We start from the raw sequence: 20326 nt of genomic DNA on the forward strand, positions 1-20326 counted from the left end.
TAAACTATGCCTTTATATCTATTTTTGGTGGTAATACATATCCTTGGTAACTTTTAAGAGCGGAGAGAACTTCTTCGTAGTCTTTTGTTGATTCATGCATGCTTTTCTTATACTCAATTCTTCTTTCTAAAAAACCCAAATAATCTTTATTTTCAACACCTTTTAAAGTGCTACCATCAAATTCAAACTTTTCAAAAGGTATGAACTGCCAAACACGATCATCACCTGTAGCTTTAGCTAAATCCCTAATGTCTCCGCTTGATATATTTCTCATATCAAGACCTTTAGGTTCTTCTATCGTAGCTTTGTTATCACTAAGATTTGCTGGCAATTCATTGCCGTCTTTTTGATTTTCTTTAGGTTGTTGAACTGACTGATATTGACTGTAAATAGCTGTTTGATTGCCGATAATCATAATGAACATCCCTTTGCTAGTTTTAAGTGTATAAAGTAAGTAATAAATATGCCGCTTTACAAAGGGAAGAGGTACATTAGAGTGTTCTAACTTATGATCTGAAGTTAAAATAAGGCTTTTAAATAAGTAATATCAAAATGAAATATAGGTATCGAGATTGATACAAAGATGAGAGATATAGAAATTAATATCCATTTTAATTTTTTGAGTTCTTTTAGGTGATTGGCATTTTTAAACGATTCATTTAGCCGCTGAATATCTAGTTCAACTTCGCGTACAGTTTCCTGAGCGACGTGCGCTAAACTTTCAATACTATCAACAGAGCTTTTTAAATTTCTCTCTGTTGCTAGTATGTGGGTATCAACGTTCTTACTTTCCAGTGATTTCTTCACATATTCAGATAAAGAAACATCTTGCTTTTGCGCCTCATTATTTAAAGACTCTTTTAATCTATCGTCAATTCGGATGCTTAGAATGGCCATTCTAAAATGCCTCTGTTGTATACGGGTGTAAACAAAGCGTATACGCCTATTTTTAAAGGCACAATAGCTTATTTCAGATGAAAACAGTGTATGACAAAATGAGATAGTAGGCACGCTGTCGAATGTATACAATTACTTCGTAATCTTAATACAGTCGCGTGCAAAGGGGATACCCCTTCAACCCCTTTTAAGCATTAGAATAAAAATAATAGCTCTTGCACTTTTATCTCAGTTGAATATAATTAATGTATATACAATTGTAATTACAGGTGTGCTATGGGTACTATTAATATTCGTGTTGATGATGATTTGAAAGCGCGTTCTTATGCAGCATTAGAAAAGTTAGGTATAACTCCCTCTGAACTATTAAGACAAACATTAGAATATGTTGCACAAAGAGAGGCTTTACCATTCAAATCTGTGCTATTAACTAGTGACGACGAGGCGCTAATTGCTGTTGCAAAAGCCCGTTTAGCTGAACCAAAAACAGGGGTAAAGGTTTCGCTAAATGACCTATGAGTTAGAATTTGACCCTCGAGCGCTCAAGGAGTGGCATAAATTAGGTGCAACCGTACGTGATCAATTCAAAAATAAGTTGTCAGAAGTCTTAAAGCACCCTCGGATTGAAGCTAACCGACTAAGAGAGCTGCCAGATTGCTACAAAATTAAGCTGCGTAAAGCAGGGTATTGTAGTGGTCAATAAAATTTGGCCACAGTTTTAGAATCTTGATATCTAACCTCAGATTCATTTGGCGCTAAACCGGCATTATAATGATGCGGCCTAACGTTGTTGTAATATCCGTTGATATAATCACTAACGCTATATTTAGCATCTATAAAATTTCCATATCCAACCTTTGGCATCCATTCCGTTTTAAAGCTTCTAAAAAATCGCTCCATTGGTGCATTATCCCAACAGTTTCCACGCCTACTCATACTTTGTTTGATTTTATAGCGCCATAAACGTTGACGATATTTTAAACTGGTATAGTGACTACCCTGGTCTGAATGAAACATCAGTCCTGTCGGTTTTCCTCTGCTTTCATACGCGAGTTCAAGCGCTTTTAGCGTTAAATTAGTATCTGGCGACAACGACATGGCCCAGCCAACTACTTTACGTGCAAATAAATCAATAACAACGGCTAAATAAGCCCAGCGATTACCTACCCAAATATACGTCACATCACCGCACCACACGGTATCTGGCTCAACAACATCAAACTGTCTATCAAGCAGATTTGGAATTTCAAGGTGTTCATTACCGCCGCGTTTATATGAATGTTGAGGTACTTGGCAGCTTTCAAGCTTTAATTTAACCATTAGCTTAGCAGCACGATAACGACTCAATTCAAAATCATTGTTCGTTGCTATTGCCGCGATTGTCCGCGCCCCAGCTGAGCCGCCGCTCATTGCATGTATTGCTCTAACTTCAGCCTCTAGCCTTACTTGTTCTGGTGTCGGCGTTGTATCCCTTATAGCCCAATATTTATAGCTGCTACGATGCACATTGAATACGTTACACAGCACGCTAATTGGGTAACGCTCTCGTTGATTTAGTTTCTCAATTAACGAGAATTGTTCAGGGAGTCGGACATCAAGAGAGCGGTAGCCTTTTTTAATATATCCTTTTCTAATTCGATGCGTTGGATTTGCTTTTTAAGTTCGCGGATTTCAATTTGTTCGGGCGTCATTGGCGAAGCCGATGGTGGCTGGCCATTACGCTCTTGCTTTAATTGAGTAACCCACTTACTAACGGTTGATTTACCCACACCCATCGCTTTGGCTGCTTCTTCTTGCGTATAACTTTGGTCAACTACAAGCTGAGCTGTTTCTAATTTTATTGCTGCAGAATACGTTGCGCGTTTTAATTTCGTCATTTTTTCACCCAAATTTGTATGCTTATCAGCATAACATTTCTTTCTTAATGGGTGGCCAAAATCACTGTACCACTACATATCGCTTGATATATCAAGTACAGGATGAAAAGGTTTTGATTCTTGTTTTGGCTATAGGGAAAAGAAACAAGTCAGAAGCTTACAACGATGCAGAGAAACGAGTTTAGCTAAAATCCCTCAAATTTCATTTGGTCATCTACTCGATAAGAGAACCTTAGCTTAGTTGCTTTACGTTGCTTCCTCTCGATGATTTCAACGCTTGTATTCTTTATTTCGGTAGTGTCTTTAATCGTCTCTATACTTCGCTTTATGACAAGTTTATTCAAGTCTTTAAATAGAGTGTATGAGTAAAATTTTTCCTTGTTTTTTGTTGTGTATAGTCCTAGTTCGTCTTTTAGCTCATCGACACCTATTTCAAAATAGCGGTCTTTCTTTTCGCTTATTTTCTGGCGTAGGAGTTGATATAAGTTACTTGCGTTTGTGTCTTTTAGCCGTGTGCTCGATATTAAAACTTGGGTGGTATATTTGCCCTCTATCATGCAAATATACGGCTTCATTTGACGGCTAAAGTTAATGTCTACGTAACCGCCACCGTCCTCATAGTCGCAGTATTCAGTGACGTTAAGTATACGATACCTTTGCCGCTAGGTTTCCTCCAAGGGTTATCTCCAGAGCGTGGTATGGGTGGTAAAAGCTGATCTTTCGGAATCCCTATTATTTGTTTTTGTAAGTCCAGAGTCGCGGATTTTAGTTGCTCATAGGCTGTGTTCATTTCTAGCTTGGCTATTTTCGCGTATTCACTAGCATAAATTCGGAATACTTGGCCTTGCTTTACTATTTTTTTAGAGTCCAGTTGAGCTATGGCCATAAATAAAACGCGCCTAGATGACAAGGGCATCTTAGATAGTGTTTTGTTGATATCGGTCTTATGCCGAACTTTCGTTTTACTAGATGTGTTTACTAATTCCATAAGGGATTTTCTTTATTTTTTGCGACCTCCTACAAGTTAAGGGATGGTTTACTTTTAGTTAATACCACCTTTATATTTTTATCCACAAGACTCGGTAGAATAATCATGTTTTTAATAAGGTTTGTATAATATAAAGCTACTTTTTTATAGGCGTAAAAAAGCCTGCATAAAAGCAGGCTTTAGTGTCTAGGGAAAATTAAAATTTAGCGCGAATACCAAAGCTGTAACGGCGATCCGCTTCAGTGTACTTCCAAGTACCACCTAGTTCAGATAGGTAGATTGAAGGCTCACCCGTTAAGTTGGTCGCATTACCTACTAAGGTCACGTTTTCGTTAATATCCCAGCTTGCAGAGAAATCTAACTGGCCTCTGTCGTCACGGTAGTTATTACCGTAAACAGTGCCTTCTGCTGAAATGCTGCCGTCTGAGTTAATATTTTCTACACGTTTTTCGTTTTCAGTATCTAAGAAACTGTCACGGTAGTTATAAGCGATACGAGTAGAGAACCCTTCGTATTCCCAAAATACTTGTAAGTTATATGTATTTTTAGAAATGTCTAATAGTGGGTTGCCGTTTGGTTGTTCGCTGTCTGCATACGTGTAGTTTGCATTAACACCTAAGCCAGAAAATGCACCAGGTAAACTTGTGAAGAACTGTTGGTAGCCCACTTCAAAACCTTGTACTGAGCCGTTTTCACCATTTACATTTTTAACTGTATCGATACCCGTTAGTCCTGCATCACGCAGACCTGCAACATGGTTAAAGCCATCTGCATCTACTGGGTAGTCAGTCGCATCAGAGTAAACTAGGTTGTCTTGTGAAACACCTGCAACGTCAAGCTGACATACTTGGTTCCATTGAGTTACGTTTTGACCAGTTGAAGTACTTGAAGAAGCCTGACAGCTGCTTTCGTTACTTAAGAAAGACTCAACATCTTTATAAAATACTGCGAAAGATAGTACGTTACCTTCATCAAAGTAATGCTCTACAGATAAGTCGTATTGTGTTGCGCGGTATGGTTCTAAATCAATAGAGCCTTGCGTTGCACCTGTAATGTCGTTATTAACGTCAAACGCAGGGCTTAGCTCGCTAAAGTCAGCGCGTCGCATAACTTTTGCAGCAGCAAAGCGAAATAATGTTTCGTCTGAGTAGTTATACGTAACGTTTAAGCTTGGTAAAAAGTCGCTATAGTCATTGTCGCCAGTTACTTTTTCGCCGTTAAGAAACACGCTTGATTCTAAATCTGTAGTCACATAACGACCGCCCACAATCGCAGTAATGTTATCAAAGTCTAAGTACGCTGATATATACACGGCAGCTGTATCTTCAACTACGTTACGGTATGCGCTTTCCTGAAACTCTTGGTTATCTGAAAGACTACCTGTTGACGCTAGGTTAGTACCTGCAAGTAACTGCTGAAGTTGAGCGTAAGTATTTGCAGGGTTAGATAAACCGTTGTAGCTTAAAAACGTTAGTAGGTCGTTTTGCCCTGAATGACCTAATTGGTCAAAAGAGTTGTCGTGGCTAACTGTTGTGAAGCTATTTGAAAAAGCGGCGTTGTAGTCATCAACCCATAAAGTAGCTAATGAACCATCTGAGTCGTTAAATGCATTTTTGTAAATGTCTTTAATTTCTACTTTGTATTGCTCGTATTCGTAATCACGGTTAGTAACACGTACACCTGCTTTTACTTTAGACACCCAGCTCAAGCTGCTGAGAGGTTCAAACATTTCAACGTCAAAACGAATAGCTGTTTCGTCATTATCTGTTCTTCTATCTTCACTTTTAAACGTACGTAGTGCTAAGTTTTGTGGGTCAGTAAATGCATTTGGATCTGAATGAATGATGCTTGGTAATTTATTACCGTTTTGAGAAAATGCACCATCATATAAATGGTTTACTAAATCAACACCGCCGCTTGCTTCAAATGTTGATTTTTCGATTGGGCGAAGTGTAAATTCAGAATCTGGTCTTACACTTTCTGATGATGCTACCGCAATTTCACCAGAGATTTTTATACTGTCAGTAAGGTTCCACTCTGCACCAAGTGCATTTGAAAACGAGTCGGTTTCACGAAAGTCACTGTATGTTTTAGGAATACCAAATTCGTTGGTTAACGTGTAATTATTTACGCCGTTAGCATCTTGAGTTGTATTTGCATCTGTTGATAGTGAACCTGCAACACCCAATATAGAGTTGCCACTTTGCTCACCAGAGCGTTTAGTGCCACTTAAATCTAGATACACCATGCCATTACCAGATTGCGGTGCCCACTGAAGTGATAAATTTACAGCAGTACGTTTACGTTGTTCTACGTATTGTTCAACACTGTGCTCGTCTCGTACGATAGCGTTGCCACTTGATGTATTACCTTCTTGGCCATTAATTTCGATGTCTTGAGGTTTAACACGGCTAGACGTTTCATCTTGACGAATTTCGCGATCTTGAAACGAAAACATAGCAATGGCACCAAAGGTACCCATTTCATCAAAATCCCAATTGTTACCAAGTGAACCGCTAAAAATAGGCGCTACTTTTTCTGTTTTATCAGCGTACTCACCATCTAATGAAACAGCACCAGTTAGTTTATCTAGCTCTAATGGGCGAACCGTTTTTAGACTAACTGTTCCGCCTAATGCACCTTCAATCATATCGGCAGTAGGAGACTTAACGACTTCTACCGTTTTTAAGAAACTTGATGGGTAATCTTGTAAGCTAATACCGTCACGAGAGTCACCAATAGTAGAGCGACCGTTTAATTCAACACGGTTTTGAGGTAAGCCACGAATCGAAACACTGTCACCCACACCAAAATCGGTATTAATAGATACACCAGTAATACGTTGCAGTGCTTCTGCAATATTATTATCAGGTAACTTACCAATGTCTTCAGCAACAATCGCATCTACAATACGTCCGTCAGTACGCTTAAGCATAGCGGCGGCTTTCATACTACCTAGCATGCCTTTTACTTCAATAACTTCAATATCTGCAGCTGCCGTTTCTGAAGCTGCCGGAGCCTCTTGCGCTGCAATATTTGAAGAAGCCATTAGTAAAAGGGCTGCTGCACCGATTGTTGTAGAGCTACTTCTTTGATGTTTATTAATTAATGTTGAAGTAATTTGATTGAGTTTCATGTATCTCTCCCGTTTGGGTACGACTTACGTCATTGTGTGTGTTGTTACTTGGTTTGGTTAACCAATTTAACTGCTGTTTCCCTGTAGCGTGTCATACAGGTGGTGTGGTTGAAATTAGTCCAATTCAGCTTTTATTACAACCTTTGTTTACCAAAAATTCACAATATGTATTACAAAGCGTTCTTTTATTTTGCTTATATTTAATAAATTTAATGGCTTATGATGTGTTTTTATTTTTTATATTTTGAATGAATTTTATTGAAGTATGTTTACCAAAGACGTTTTTTTATATTATTTGTACTATTAAATACACTTTTTAGTGCTGTTTTTAAATTTTATGCCGTACTTTTATACGTATTTAGTTTGTTTTTTAAGTGATGTTAAAATAATGAGATGTTCATTAAAGGTTGGGTATGGCTTATAAATTTGCGAAATAGTAAGGAGTATAAAATCATTAAATTTTATTTTGGTTATTTATTTTGGTAATACCAATTTTCTATTGTTTTTATATGAATTTTGTATTAGAGCTTACTGATACATATCTATATATGATTATAAATAGAGTGATTTTTACGCAAAAAAAAGCCCAGCATATTAATGCTGGGCTTTCTTAGATTAAATGTATTAGCTTTTTAACTCGCCTGTAGATGATTCTAAATGGGCTCTAATAAACCACTGAAATTGCTCTAGGTCAGCTAGTTGGCTGGTGATCATATCTTCAGACACCGGATCTAATTCAGAAAGAGTCTCAATTGCTTTGCGGTGATCGCCATTAACGCCGTTGTATACTTTATCAAGTGCGGCTAAATGCTCGGTTACTAAACCTTTACCTACTGAGTATTCGTTCCATGTACGACGATCTACAATTGATTTAGGCGTACCAACGGGCACTCCACCAAGAGTCGCAATTCGCTCTGCAATTGTATCTGTCATTTCGCGCACAATGTCTACTTGTGGGTCTATCATTTCGTGTACGCCAATAAAGTTAGGTCCCACTACGTTCCAGTGAATATGCTTTAAAGTAAGCTGTAAATCTATCAATGCAACCATGCGGTTATCTAGCGTAGCTATTGTTTTTTGAGCTGATTCGTCACTCATACCTGGCGCGGTAAATTTAGTTGTTTTGTTTGATTCGTTATTGTTACTCATAATTTCTCCTACTTAAGTAATGTGTTGCTCATATAATATGTTGCGTTATGAGCATGACTTAAACTTAATGAAGCAACTGTTATGCCGTAAGCTGATTGTTTTTAAAAGTTATTTAAAAACATGTGGTTATGTTTTTATTTAAGATTTTAGAGGCTGGAGGGGTGATTGAATTTTTGAAAAGCCTGCATACATTTGTAAAATCTGCAGACTTTAATTTAATAACGCTTAAGTGTATTTAAACTTTGGCTATATATTCGTGCGCTTTCAAAACATCGAGCGGCACTATTTCTAATGATTTTTTATTTGTAGCTTCAAGTACCACTGGTGGCGCAACGTTAGCTGAAATAGCATGAAGCCATCTTAGCGCACACAAGCACCATTTATCACCGGCTTTTAAACCTTCAAAATCGTAAAGAGGGTTTGGGCTTATTAAGTCGTTACCTTGTGATTTTGAAAATTGTAAAAACTCGTCAGTCATAATTGCACACACACTGTGATTGCCAAGATCTGATTCTGGTACATAACAAAATCCTTCACGTGTGTAGCCACCATTACCGCAACATAGTTTTAAACGTGTGCCAAGTACATTAAATTGATTCGCCATGAAATACCTTAGTTTGTGGTGTTTAATAAATTTACTCTATCAGGAGTAACTCGCTTGAGATAGCTATAAAACTTAAAAGAGGGAAGGGGGTCTACACAAACTTAAGCCCGCAGCAAAATTGCGGGCTTAGTATTATTTATTTAATACGCAGTGCCATACAATCGCTATGGCCGTTTATGATCATGCTTTTATCAACACGTACGCCACCACCAGAGTATTTTCCGGCGGCTGTAAAACTACATATTTGTACAAAGTAGTCATCTACTTTAGGCAGTGCAAATAGTTGTTGGTATATTTGGTCTTGCTCGGCAAAGTGCCCCATTGTTTTTTCTATAACTTGCTGCTGTTCATCAACAAGTTGAATATTAGCACCACAACGTCCTACTATTGGTTTAACTACATAACCGGTTTGTAATAACTCGTCGTTAAGCTCAAACGCGGTATTAAGTAAATATTTATGATTAGGGAATAAACTCCACAGTATTGGTAAAATAGCCTTGTTACTAGGAATTAATGTCCACAGTGGTTCAAATACCATCACGTTTTTACGCAGCAGTACATCGACTAAGCGTGGCGTTTCACCAATTTTGAATTGTGGTTCAAAGTTATCACCTAATGATTGGTCGGCTTCACATTCTTCACGAATTTGATCAAGTGCGGTTTCCCACGACCACGTTTTCCACACGTAACTCAGTTGTGCGCCATCTGCATCTACTATGTTGCCTGATTCATTCCAGCGAAGTGTGCTTAAGCCAATTACTAACTTACACTCAAAGCCCGCGGCTTCAATGGCTTCTTTCATAAATAATGCGTGGTAATGCTCTTCTGGTTCATCATCTTGCAGAATATGAACAAGACCTTTTACTTCACTTTTACGCCATGCTTTTACGAGATCTTTAAATAAATTTTGGCCTGCATCTACACCTGTTTTAACACCAAAGTGTTTTGCCCATTTACCCTGAACTTTGCCGCTTTCCATGTAACACGATGCCGAATCGCAATTATATTCGTAAACTTTTAAACCTGCTGCTGTTAAAGCAAAGTCAAACCGACTGGTAATTAATTGGTTTAAGCGGTTATCCCACGATTGGCGAATTTTATTAATCACAACATCGGGTAAATTAAACTTTTTTAATAACTCAGGGTGCTGCAGTACATAGTCGGTTGCATGCATAAATAAGCCATGCAGCTCATTTGTTGCATGCTCAATGCTTTGCTGCGCCGTTTGAGATATCGCAAAGTAATTATGTTGATCCTCAGCTACTGATGTAAGTTTATGGCCTTGCATCATTTCTACGTAGGCAGCTTCATCGTCATTCGCAATATTTAACCATGACTTGTTTGCTTGCCCTGTATCTACTGCTTTATGGGCTTCTATAATAAATAAATCAGTGTTTAGCTCAGACGTTGGCTCAGCATATTCTGTTTCATCAGTTTGTGTCATCCAGCCTAAAATAGTGGCGTCGCTGTAAGAGCACTCAATCCAATAGTCGCCATCTTTAGTTACTTTTGCTTTTAGTTCACGGCACCAGCTTTGATCTTTTGGCCATATTTGATGTCCTACATTTTGCTCAGCAAGGCGTATTTTATCTTCGTGCACTTCAACAACGACAGCAACATGGCCTGTTTCTTCAAACTCGCCGCCTTCCTCCCAAATAAGTAAACTACCTACTTGCGGATGATGTTTAGCACCATTTTTAAACGCGTTTAGTGGCAGTCTGTTTTGGCTATTTACATCGCGCACAGAACGCAGCTCAAAAATATCGTAAGCCATAGCAATATCATCAAAAATATAACTATGGTTGAGATACATCCATCGCCGTGCAAACTCAACACATTGCCATTTATAGCCCATGTAAATGCCATCAAGGTAACTACGGTAGGCGCTACGATTAGGATAAATGCTTTCGTCAGCCGTATCATAATCAGATGAATACACAGCAACATTACCAGGTGCATAACCTAATAAGGTACCAAAATCACTAGCAGGAGCAGAAGATTTCATAAACAAAGATGTTCAAAATAAAGGTGTGATAATTTGCTGACTATATGAGCGAAACTGCGTTATAGCAAGATATAAAATATGTTTTTACGAAGGGGGATAAGTAAAAAATCACTCATTCATTAAAGAGTGAAAATACGGGAGAGTACTTTTACTAATAGTGTTAGGTTTGGTGCTTTTTTGATTTGTAACTGGTTGAAAATTATTAATATTTTTTGAAGTGATTGTTGTTGTTTAAATCTCAACTAAAAAATGGAGAAACTATAGGTAACTTCTCCACTTTTATTATTCATATTTAGTGATTTTTATAATATGTAAAGCAGGTTAACGCGCCGCTAAATCATTTCAGCATCTATATGGCGTATTAGGTTTGATACCCAATTAACATATTGGCGGTGAATTTTTTTGCCGTTGTAGTTTAAGTTAATAGAGTCTTTATAGTTGATTGAGTATGCCGTTTTGTCGTACGCAATATCGATAGTTAATTGGTGTGTGCGAATATCCAGTACACCTTTTATTTTACCTTCACTCATAGGCGTACACTTCCAACCAAGCTGAATACATGCCTTTAGAATACCTTTTTCTACGTCAGCTTCACTGTTGGTAATTGTTGATGTTTGTGGAATAGGGTTTTGTTCAAAGTCTCTTACTGCAACAGATGTTGAACAACCAGCAAGTACAGTAAGTGCTGCCGCTGTAAGTAAAATTGAGTACTTTTTCATAATAATCCTTTGTTTTAATTTCATCCAATTGTGTTGTCTCGCCAATATATGCGCGCTTAGGTGAGATTATCGGTAAATTTATAGATGAGTGCCAGCAGTAATTAGAAAATTAAGAGAGTTAACCGAGATTTATCTCGGGTATTAGCTTTATTTATGAACAAGTTAAAGTTGAATTATTTAAGCTGTAGACCAAGGGTTAAAGCAAAATTATGTGTTGAAAGATTTACGTGAGCGATGACATGTTTTGAGGGAACGCTCTTTCTTTATGTTTTAAATTACTCCTATAGCCGTACTTTAGTTAATTTTTTGTTAAACTATTGCGCTTGGTATAGTAAAACTAGCTAAAACTAGCTAAAAGTTTTTAAAACAGGAAAAACAATGGAAGACATAATAAACAACATTGATATTAATCAATATTTACCCGCTGCAATTACGTGGGCAACCAACATATTACTAGCGATTGCAATTTTGCTTGCGGGCTTATGGTTAGCGGGCAAAGTACGCAATTTAATTATTGGCTTATGCCATAAATACACTCATCTTGATGACACGCTTTTTCGCTTTTTAGGCAGCATGGCTCGATACATCATATTAGCGTTCGTTATTATTGCTGTGTTAAATCGCTTTGGTGTACAAACAGCCTCTATTATTGCTTTGCTAGGTGCTGCGGGGCTTGCTATAGGCTTGGCGTTACAAGGTGCAATGTCGAACCTTGCCGCGGGCGTTATGCTACTAGTTTTCAGACCTTATAAAGTGAATGACTTTATTGAGGCAGCAGGGCGTTTTGGTAAAGTAACAGAAGTAGATATGTTTACTACTATTTTACAAACGTTCGATAACCAACAGGTTATTATTCCAAATAGTCAAATTTGGGGCGCGCAAATTATAAACCATTCGCATCATCCAATTCGTGGTGTGGATATGCATTTTGGTGTTGCTTACGGTGAAGATACAACGGCTGTACGTAAAGTTATAGATGCCGTACTTGCAGCGCACCCACACATACTAAAAGATCCAGCTCCTTTTGTTGAAGTAGAAACTCTTAACAACAGCTCAGTAGACTTTTTAGTAAGACCTTTTTGTAAGGGCGAGCATTACTTCGATATTCTTTACACGGTGCCAGAGTTAATTAAAAAAGCACTGGATGAAAACAACATCGAAATACCTTTCCCACATCGTAAAGTTATTTTAGTTAACGAAAGCAAAGATTAACTAAATTTAAAACGATTTAAACCTAAGAGCACTTTTTAAGTGCTCTTTTTTTGTCTGAAAAAGTTACATACCTGTGTAACTTTTTCTTTTATAAACCACCTCAAATACTACATTGTTATCTGTACAGCCCTTTTTTACTAGGTTGGATGGCTGGTCTTTATTTTGCATTTGCATAGTCGCTTTTAGCTTTAAAGCTCATAAAAACTATTGACCCATTAAATCAAACTGTATGAAGGACTAAACATGGCTGAATCATTTAAATACTCAGGTAATAAAGGGCATGGCGGCGAATTGCATCAAAAGGCGTCGGACGAACACCCTACCATGACCACCGCGCAGGGATGCCCTGTAAGCGACGATCAAAACTCATTACGTGCAGGCAAGCGTGGCCCAGGATTATTAGAAGATCATATAATGCGCGAGAAGATCTTTCATTTTGATCACGAACGCATTCCTGAGCGAGTAGTGCACGCTAGAGGTTATGGTGCACACGGATATTTTGAAACTTACGACACGCTTGAAGATTTAACCTGTGCAGATATTTTTCAGAGAAAAGGTGAAAAAACGCCTGTGTTTACTCGCTTCTCTACGGTTGCAGGTAATAAAGGATCACCAGATTTAGCACGTGATGTACGCGGTTTTGCGGTTAAGTTTTATACCCAAGAGGGAAACTGGGATTTAGTGGGTAACAATATACCAGTATTCTTTATTCAGGATGCAATGAAGTTTCCAGACTTAGTTCATTCGGCTAAAGCAGAGCCCGACCGAGGTTTTCCGCAAGCGCAAACCGCACACGATAACTTTTGGGATTTTGTAAGCTTGTCGCCTGAGTCAATGCATATGGTTATGTGGGCAATGTCTGATAGAGCTATTCCGCGCTCTTTACGCTTTATGGAAGGTTTTGGCGTTCATACCTTTAAATTCATTAATGCCAAAGGTGAAGAGAAATTCGTTAAATTTCATTGGAAACCAAAAGGCGGTATGCAATCAGTTGTGTGGAACGAGGCACTTAAGCTAAATGGCGCAGACCCTGATTTTCATCGCAGAGATATGTGGGAATCTATTGGCAACGGCGACTTCCCTGAGTGGGAGCTAGGTGTACAGGTGTTTGATCAGCAATTTGCTGATGAATTTGAATTTGATGTTTTTGATGCCACTAAGCTTATACCTGAAGAGCAAGTACCAGTGCAAATTGTTGGCCGTATGGTGCTTGACCGTGTTGTAGACAACTTTTTTGCAGAAACAGAGCAAGTAGCATTTTGTACTCAAAACATTGTACCGGGGCTCGACTTTACACCCGACCCGCTACTGCAAGGTCGTAACTTTTCATACTTAGATACTCAAACTAAGCGTTTAGGTGGTCCTAACTTTACGCATATTCCGGTCAATGCGCCTAAATGTCCAATGCGTCATTTTCAGCAAGATGGCCACATGGCAATGCACAATCCAAAAGGGCGTATTAATTACGAACCAAACTCATGGAGCGCAGGCGAAAACAACCCGCGCGAATGCCCGGTACATGGCTTTAAAAGCTCAAGCGAGCCTGAAGTAAGCGGCGGTGATAAACTGCGTTATCGCTCAGAAACATTCAGCGATCACTACAGTCAAGCTCGTCAATTTTACTTAAGCCAAACAGAGGTAGAGCAGGCGCATATACAATCTGCGTACGTGTTTGAGCTGTCTAAAGTTGAGCATTTACCAATACGAGAACGTTTGGTATCGCACTTGTTAAATATTGACGAAACCCTCGCAAATAAAGTTGCCGAAGGACTTGGCTTGCAAGAAATGCCAGACCCAGCTGAAGCTGCTATGCCAACACGTAAAGGCTTACCTGTATCTGATGCGTTAAGTATTTTGAAAAATGCGCCCAACACCTTCAAAGGCCGTAAATTAGGTATTTTAGTAAGTGATGGCTTTAATGCAGACATCTTTGAATCGGTTACCAATGCACTTAAAAGTGAAGGTGCAAACTTTGAAATTATTGCCCCACAAGTTGGCGGTGCTAAATGCAGTAAAGGTAAGCACTTTAAAGCTGATCAGGTTATTAATGGTGGTCCATCGGTTTTATACGATGCGGTACTTGTACTCACCACCGAAGATGGAGCCGAAAAATTAGCTGCTATTGCAGAAGCTAAAGACTTTGTAAGTGATGCGTATGCACATCTGAAATACATAGGCTTTACAAGTGAGGCTAAGCCATTATTTAAAGCCGCAGGGCTCGATGACAAAGCTGATGATGGCTGGATTGATTTAGCTACCGTATCGGGCGAGGCATTTATAGAGTCATTACGTAATTTACGTTTTTGGCAGCGCTAAGTATTTATTAGAGCTATTATTTAATTTATATATTGTTTTAAGGTCAGTCAATCTGACCTTTATTTAAAAACTTTAGTGCTTATTACAGACAGCATTTAAATCAGTTTTAATAACATGGATTCAACAGCGAGGTGATCACTATGTCAGTTTCGGCAATACCAAAAGGGTTTCATTCAGTTACACCTTATTTAATTATGAATGACGCACAAAAAGCGATAGATTTTTATTGTGATGCATTTAGTGCTGAACACGTAATGCAAATGCCTTTACCTGATGGTGGAATAGCCCATGCAGAAATAATAATTGGTGATTCGCATATTATGCTTTCAGATATTGGTTCTGAAGAACATTTAAAAAGCCCAAAAGAACTAGGTGGTACAGCGCTAAGCCTTATGCTTTATGTTGAAGATGTTGATACCGTATTTAAAAAAGCAATTGAGCTTGGTGCAACAGAAATAAGACCCGTACATGACCAATTTTATGGTGATAGGACCGGCACGCTACAGGATCCATTTGGTCATATATGGATCATTGGTACACACAAAGAAGATGTTAGTGACGAAGAGTTAAATAATCGAATAGGAGATATAACAAATCAAGAGCAAGACGCATAACTAGCGTGCTCATTAGATTTTGTCCCTTCCTAATTACGTTGACGGCTTTAATGAAAGGCTTGTAGCTTTTGCTTCAGCTTAACTAGGTTTTACCTTGTTATCGACATGGTTTTCTTACTTAAACGTAGCTCACTTAGTAAAGCGAATTAGTATAAATTACTAGTTAAATTTTAGGCATAAAAAAACCTCAGCCAATAATTAGCTGAGGTTCAAAAAGTGGTACCAGCGGCCGGACTCGAACCGGCACTCCTTTCGGAAGGGGATTTTGAATCCCCCATGTCTACCAATTTCATCACGCTGGCATAATTTTTCTTTAATCTTTTAGGTATAAAAAGATAAAGAAAAACCACTTAAAATAAAAAGGATACTTATATACCTCTTATTCTGTATCCGCATTATACAAACAAAAGAGGGAGCGGCAAGCCTTTTCTTTTATTTGCATAAACAACTGGTTGATAATTAATCGTTTATAGCAAGGATACTCCACAGGTAAATTTTTTAAGTCTTTTTGGGCTGATATATAAAGCGAATATTTTGGGTTATGAGTGCTATTAAATTTGTTATGCGATTGAATAAATAAGCAATTGAACTATTGATAATAGTTAATCGTATTACAATAATTATTCCTGCTTTATCCCGATGTTGCGATCAATTCAGGTATTATTTGTACAACAAGGTTTTTAAGACATTATATATGACTCAATTAAGTGCCAAACAGAACATTCAATCGATTGTGAAAGCAATTAAGGCAGAGGAAGCATCACTTCGTCAAAAGCACCCGTTACTTGCACATCAAAATACCTTAGGGTTAATTATTTTATTGCTATCGCTTAGCGCATTAATTGGTGTTGGTGTTTTATATTATTTAGCCATCATACCTGCTTGGGTATGCATAGTACTTGCGGCTATTGCTGCATCTATTTCCCATGAGTTAGAACACGACCTTATACATAAACAATATTTTAGTAATCAGCCGTTCATGCATAATTTTATGATGCTAACAGTATGGTTAATGCGACCAAATACTATTAGCCCATGGTACCGACGTAAAATGCATTTACACCATCACAAAACCTCAGGCACACAACAAGACCTAGAAGAACGCTTGGTGGGTAATGGTATTAAAAACCCACTTTTACGTGCGCTAGTTATTGTAGATGGGTTATTAGGGTTAGTTATTTCTACTAAACGTTTTAGAAAAGAAATTAATGGCTTTAGTTTTTCGAGTGTTTTTAATGCGGGATTTCCGATAGCGACTGCGTATTTTGCTGTTTTATACAGCGTTATTGTATTTCATATTGTTGATTTATTTATACCACTTTCGCTAAATTCGCCTAGCTGGTTGTTAAGTACAATGAATGTGTTCGAATTTTTAATGGTTGTGCTCATTGTTCCTAATATTATTCGCTCAAGCTCGCTTAATTTTGTTACCTCAAGCATGCATTACTATGGCGGCGTTAATAACATGCTTGAGCAAACTCATGTACTAACGAGCCGTTTATTTATGCCGTTTCACTTGTTTTGTTTTAACTTTGGTAAAACGCATACTATCCACCATTTTGTGCCAAATCAGCCGTTTTATTTACGTCAAATGCTAAGTGAAAAAATACTTAAAGTAATGGCGCAACACAACGTGCGCTTTAACGATTTTGACAGCATAAAAAATGCTAACGCATTTAAATAATTACCCCCAACATAAGGGGAGGTTCTACATTGCTATTCTTATTTTATGATCTAAACACATATAAAAAATAATTTAGACGCACCACGTTACGCTATTAGCTTAACGTGGTATTGCTGTTTTATTTAAAACATCGCATCATGTTTGTAGCACTTGCTCAACTTTGAAAAAATCACTCTAAAGAATTAAACATCTAGCCGAGCATACAAATGAACCGGTGAGCAATTTTTTATATTTTAAAAATAATGAATCGATACTGCCGGTCTTATATCTCGATTCAATCTTCATAAGCATTAAGGATTTAAATAATGGAAATTACTGGAAGCTGTTACTGTGGTGAAATTAAATACCAAGCAAAGTCTCAAAATAACAACGCACTTGTTTGCCATTGTAGTGATTGCCAACGTATGTCGAGCGGCCCATTTAGAGCCGTTATAATTGCAGAGCCAAATTCGGTCGTGTTTACCCAAGGTGAGCCAAAAGAGTTTGTTAAAACAGCGCAAAGCGGTAACAAGCGTGCGCAAGGTTTTTGTGGCACATGTGGTACAACACTATATGCAACTAACGAAGCTAAAGCTGACCGTGTATATGGCTTGCGTATTGGTGCGGTTGATCAGCGTGATCAGTTTACGCCAACAGCACAAATTTGGTCTAAATCAACATTGAGCTGGTTGAGCGGCTTACATGAAGTACCTGCGTTTGATACAACCCCACAAAATTAGTAATACTGATAAAAAATCACTTTTTTAGTAAGCGGTTTGAAATTTATTTTACCAAATGACTGTCTACTTATAAGTCAGTCATTTGGAGAATAACATGTGTAGTTCACCTAAAAGCAGCCGAGCAGTTAAAAAAACAGCCATTAGTTTTAATGATGAGCTTACTCAAGAGCAGCGCTTGCGTTTTGCTGCAAAAGCTAATTTAGCACAAGAGCGCCGTGAACAGCGTGAAGCAACTAATAAACGCTATGAGCAAAAACACACGAGCAACAAAACTTCGTCTGGTTTATTTTCGTGGTTACAGCAGCTAGTTAGCTGATTTAGCTAAAGTGGTGTTTTTACCACTGCCCAAACCACATAATGCACACAGTACTCCGGCAATAGCGCACAGCCATAATGGCGCACTCCAACTTCCCGTAGTCGTGTGTAATGCACCAGCGAGCATAGGACCAATCGCCGCGAGTAAATACCCTACACTTTGCGACATACCTGAAAGCGACGCTGCTTGTTGCGAATCATCGGTTCGTAAACTAATAAACGACAGCCCCAATATAAAACACGCTCCAGAGCAAAAGCCCAGCATTAGGGTCCAAACAAAAGCAAAGCTAGGCATGTAAAGCAGCCCCAAAGCACTGAGTGCACTCAACATGGCTAAAATAAAGCTAAGCGCGCTTTGATCTTTTAATTTGGCAAGTAACGGAATTAATATTAAACCCGGTAATGCAGTCGCTATTTGAAAAGCACCATGATAAGCACCTGCTTGCGTGGCACTTTGGCCTGTTTCGATTAATATGCTAGGTAACCACGTGATAATTATATAATTTAAGAATGAGTTTAAGCCCAGCAGTAGGGTAATTTGCCATGCTAGTAAATAGCGCCATACACTTTTTGACGTGTCAGCGTGTTGAGCAATACTCGCGGGTTTTGTGTGCTTACTTAATTGTGACATCCATACAATAATACTCGCCAGAGTAATAAGAGCTGATGAGCCCAGCGCAAGTTGCCATCCTAATCCGTTTAACTGACTAAGCGGAAATACCAAAGTGGAAAACCCACCCGATACCACGCCCATAGTAAGCACGTAGGCTGAGGTCATTAACGCAACCTTTGCAGGAAAGTCGCGCTTAATTAAACTTGGTAATAATACGTTTGCGATGGCAATACCTACACCAATAATAGCGGTGCCTACAAAAAGCATGGCTGAGGTATTTATTACCCGCGCTGCAACCCCTGCAAGTATAAATAACAAAGCCACAAACAAGGTGCGCTCTAGCCCCTGCTTTTTAGCAAGAGTTGCGGCCATTGGCGATACAACCGCAAAGGCAATGAGTGGCAATGTTGTTAAAAACCCAGCTTGCGATGCGCTAAGCCCAAAGTGATTAATAATTTGTTCAAGCACAGGTGCAATACCTGTAAATGTGGCGCGTAAATTTGCGGCAATAAGTAATATGCCAAGCACAAGTAATATGCCAGCAAAGCGTGATTTAGGTGTGTTATTTAACAAAAGGGAAGACCATTAAAGCTAATACTTAATGGGCGCTAGTATAAAGGCTTAGCAAAAACTATAATTTAGAGATAATGACATTAAATAACTAAAAACAGACAAAACTATGTTTGATGCAATTGGCTGGGACGACATTAAAAATTTTGAAACTATGGCGCAGCCCATAATAGCCAAAATAGAGCACGCCCATGCAAGTCACGAAATACCACTGCATACCCACCCTAAAGGGCAATTAATTTTAGCCCTGCATGGTTATGTAACCTGTGAAGTGTCGGCAAAAATGTGGATGGTGCCTACGCACAGTGCAATTTGGATCCCCGCACAAAAAGTGCATAGTAATAGGGCGTCTGATAACGCGCAGCTCTGTCATTTATTTATTGATAGTAGTAAAAACGGTATGCCGCTAAATACGTGTACATTAGCCATTACGCCACTGGTTAAAGAGCTAATGTGCGAGTTGGCTGGGCATAATCAGCACTATACTTTAAATAGTAAAACAGCACGTTTGGCGCAGGTGTTATTTGATCAACTTATTGAAATGCCTGTACAGCCACTTGATTTTGTATTATCTAAAAACGAGGTAATTCAAACCATGAGCGATCAGCTTATAAACATGCCAAACAATCGAAAAACATTACCACAATGGGCTAAGCAGTTTGCATTAACTGAGCGCACATTAGCGCGGTTAATTAAAAAAGAAACCGGTATGACATTTGGAAAATGGCGTACGCAATTGCATATAATTACAGCCTTAAAAGCGCTTTCTGATAAGCAAAGTGTGCAGCAGGTGTCGGAGTTATTAGGGTATGAGTCGGTGAGTGCATTTATTACTATGTTTAAAAAGGTAATGAAAAAGTCGCCCATGAAATACATGAGCGACTTAAATCAGTTAAATTAGCTTAGTC

20 protein-coding genes and 1 tRNA gene are annotated in these 20326 nt (G+C 38.4%); 9 read left to right on the forward strand and 12 right to left on the reverse strand.

What is annotated here, in order from left to right; all coding sequences use genetic code 11:
* Window positions 1-4: 4 nt before the first annotated feature.
* Together I6F44_RS01710 and I6F44_RS01715 are read right to left on the reverse strand one after the other, a co-directional pair.
* Window positions 5-415, reverse strand: coding sequence for a hypothetical protein (locus tag I6F44_RS01710; protein ID WP_197173179.1), 411 nt, complete (start codon window positions 413-415; stop codon window positions 5-7).
* Window positions 416-519: 104 nt separating this feature from the next.
* Window positions 520-897, reverse strand: a complete 378-nt coding sequence (locus I6F44_RS01715) for a hypothetical protein (RefSeq protein WP_197173180.1) — start codon at window positions 895-897, stop codon at window positions 520-522.
* Window positions 898-1173: 276 nt separating this feature from the next.
* Between I6F44_RS01715 and I6F44_RS01720 the strand changes: the two genes are divergently transcribed.
* Window positions 1174-1416: a type II toxin-antitoxin system RelB/DinJ family antitoxin gene (locus I6F44_RS01720; protein ID WP_024605722.1), complete on the forward strand. Its 243-nt coding sequence runs from the start codon at window positions 1174-1176 to the stop codon at window positions 1414-1416.
* Window positions 1406-1600, forward strand: a complete 195-nt coding sequence (locus I6F44_RS01725; RefSeq protein WP_442960261.1) for a type II toxin-antitoxin system RelE family toxin — start codon at window positions 1406-1408, stop codon at window positions 1598-1600. Before I6F44_RS01720 ends, I6F44_RS01725 begins: the two co-directional genes overlap by 11 nt.
* Here the strand turns inward: I6F44_RS01725 and I6F44_RS01730 are convergent.
* From I6F44_RS01730 to I6F44_RS01765, 8 genes are all read right to left on the reverse strand, one after another.
* Window positions 1594-2774 (reverse strand): IS3 family transposase gene (locus I6F44_RS01730; RefSeq protein ID WP_197173181.1). Its coding sequence is split into 2 segments (ribosomal slippage): window positions 1594-2516 and window positions 2516-2774, totalling 1182 coding nucleotides; the frame shifts between segments, so codons are not numbered across the junction. The two genes, I6F44_RS01725 and I6F44_RS01730, sit on opposite strands and share 7 nt — an antisense overlap.
* Window positions 2775-2959: 185 nt before the next feature.
* Window positions 2960-3421 carry a replication initiation protein gene (locus tag I6F44_RS19765; protein WP_197173253.1) on the reverse strand — a complete coding sequence of 154 codons (462 nt, stop codon included), beginning with the start codon at window positions 3419-3421 and terminating at the stop codon, window positions 2960-2962.
* On the reverse strand, window positions 3370-3762 hold the full coding sequence (locus I6F44_RS19770; protein WP_121955396.1) for a replication initiation protein: 393 nt from the start codon (window positions 3760-3762) through the stop codon (window positions 3370-3372). The genes I6F44_RS19765 and I6F44_RS19770 overlap by 52 nt, the downstream gene beginning before the upstream one ends.
* A gap of 196 nt (window positions 3763-3958) precedes the next feature.
* Window positions 3959-6898 (reverse strand): TonB-dependent receptor, encoded by a 2940-nt coding sequence (locus I6F44_RS01745; RefSeq protein WP_197173182.1) that lies wholly within the window; start codon window positions 6896-6898, stop codon window positions 3959-3961.
* A 624-nt stretch (window positions 6899-7522) separates the two neighbouring features.
* Complete coding sequence (gene dps / locus I6F44_RS01750) at window positions 7523-8047, reverse strand: DNA starvation/stationary phase protection protein Dps (RefSeq protein ID WP_010553097.1); 525 nt, start codon at window positions 8045-8047, stop codon at window positions 7523-7525.
* Between the two features lie 235 nt (window positions 8048-8282).
* Window positions 8283-8651, reverse strand: a complete 369-nt coding sequence (locus I6F44_RS01755) for a DUF2237 family protein (protein ID WP_121953954.1) — start codon at window positions 8649-8651, stop codon at window positions 8283-8285.
* A 136-nt stretch (window positions 8652-8787) separates the two neighbouring features.
* On the reverse strand, window positions 8788-10656 hold the full coding sequence (gene gss / locus I6F44_RS01760; RefSeq protein ID WP_197173183.1) for a bifunctional glutathionylspermidine amidase/synthase: 1869 nt from the start codon (window positions 10654-10656) through the stop codon (window positions 8788-8790).
* A 332-nt stretch (window positions 10657-10988) separates the two neighbouring features.
* The gene (locus tag I6F44_RS01765) at window positions 10989-11375 is read right to left on the reverse strand and encodes a hypothetical protein (RefSeq protein WP_197173184.1); all 387 of its coding nucleotides are present in this window, start codon (window positions 11373-11375) and stop codon (window positions 10989-10991) included.
* A gap of 378 nt (window positions 11376-11753) precedes the next feature.
* Between I6F44_RS01765 and I6F44_RS01770 the strand changes: the two genes are divergently transcribed.
* The 3 genes from I6F44_RS01770 to I6F44_RS01780 all read left to right on the forward strand — a co-directional run bounded on the left by I6F44_RS01770 (window position 11754) and on the right by I6F44_RS01780 (window position 15517).
* Window positions 11754-12587 carry a mechanosensitive ion channel family protein gene (locus I6F44_RS01770; protein WP_010553100.1) on the forward strand — a complete coding sequence of 278 codons (834 nt, stop codon included), beginning with the start codon at window positions 11754-11756 and terminating at the stop codon, window positions 12585-12587.
* Between the two features lie 243 nt (window positions 12588-12830).
* A complete protein-coding gene (locus tag I6F44_RS01775) occupies window positions 12831-14903 on the forward strand; it encodes a catalase (RefSeq protein WP_197173185.1) in 2073 nt (690 codons plus the stop codon).
* A gap of 140 nt (window positions 14904-15043) precedes the next feature.
* Window positions 15044-15517, forward strand: coding sequence for a VOC family protein (locus I6F44_RS01780; protein WP_101163910.1), 474 nt, complete (start codon window positions 15044-15046; stop codon window positions 15515-15517).
* 217 nt (window positions 15518-15734) lie between these two features.
* Here the strand turns inward: I6F44_RS01780 and I6F44_RS01785 are convergent.
* Window positions 15735-15819, reverse strand: a tRNA-Leu gene (locus tag I6F44_RS01785).
* 392 nt (window positions 15820-16211) lie between these two features.
* Here I6F44_RS01785 and I6F44_RS01790 point away from each other — a divergent pair.
* From I6F44_RS01790 to I6F44_RS01800, 3 genes are all read left to right on the forward strand, one after another.
* Window positions 16212-17201 (forward strand): fatty acid desaturase, encoded by a 990-nt coding sequence (locus I6F44_RS01790; RefSeq protein WP_197173186.1) that lies wholly within the window; start codon window positions 16212-16214, stop codon window positions 17199-17201.
* Window positions 17202-17506: 305 nt separating this feature from the next.
* Window positions 17507-17920 carry a GFA family protein gene (locus tag I6F44_RS01795; RefSeq protein ID WP_197101205.1) on the forward strand — a complete coding sequence of 138 codons (414 nt, stop codon included), beginning with the start codon at window positions 17507-17509 and terminating at the stop codon, window positions 17918-17920.
* A 94-nt stretch (window positions 17921-18014) separates the two neighbouring features.
* On the forward strand, window positions 18015-18236 hold the full coding sequence (locus I6F44_RS01800; RefSeq protein ID WP_007581505.1) for a hypothetical protein: 222 nt from the start codon (window positions 18015-18017) through the stop codon (window positions 18234-18236).
* Here I6F44_RS01800 and I6F44_RS01805 read toward each other — a convergent pair.
* Entirely contained in the window at window positions 18225-19421 is a 1197-nt protein-coding gene (locus I6F44_RS01805; protein WP_165734592.1) for an MFS transporter, read from the reverse strand. The genes I6F44_RS01800 and I6F44_RS01805 overlap by 12 nt on opposite strands.
* 106 nt (window positions 19422-19527) lie before the next feature.
* Between I6F44_RS01805 and I6F44_RS01810 the strand changes: the two genes are divergently transcribed.
* Window positions 19528-20319, forward strand: coding sequence for an AraC family transcriptional regulator (locus tag I6F44_RS01810; protein WP_007581507.1), 792 nt, complete (start codon window positions 19528-19530; stop codon window positions 20317-20319).
* The last annotated feature ends 7 nt before the right edge of the window (window positions 20320-20326 follow it).

The organism is Pseudoalteromonas sp. NZS11_1, from assembly GCF_015864275.1.
GTDB lineage: Bacteria > Pseudomonadota > Gammaproteobacteria > Enterobacterales > Alteromonadaceae > Pseudoalteromonas > Pseudoalteromonas arctica.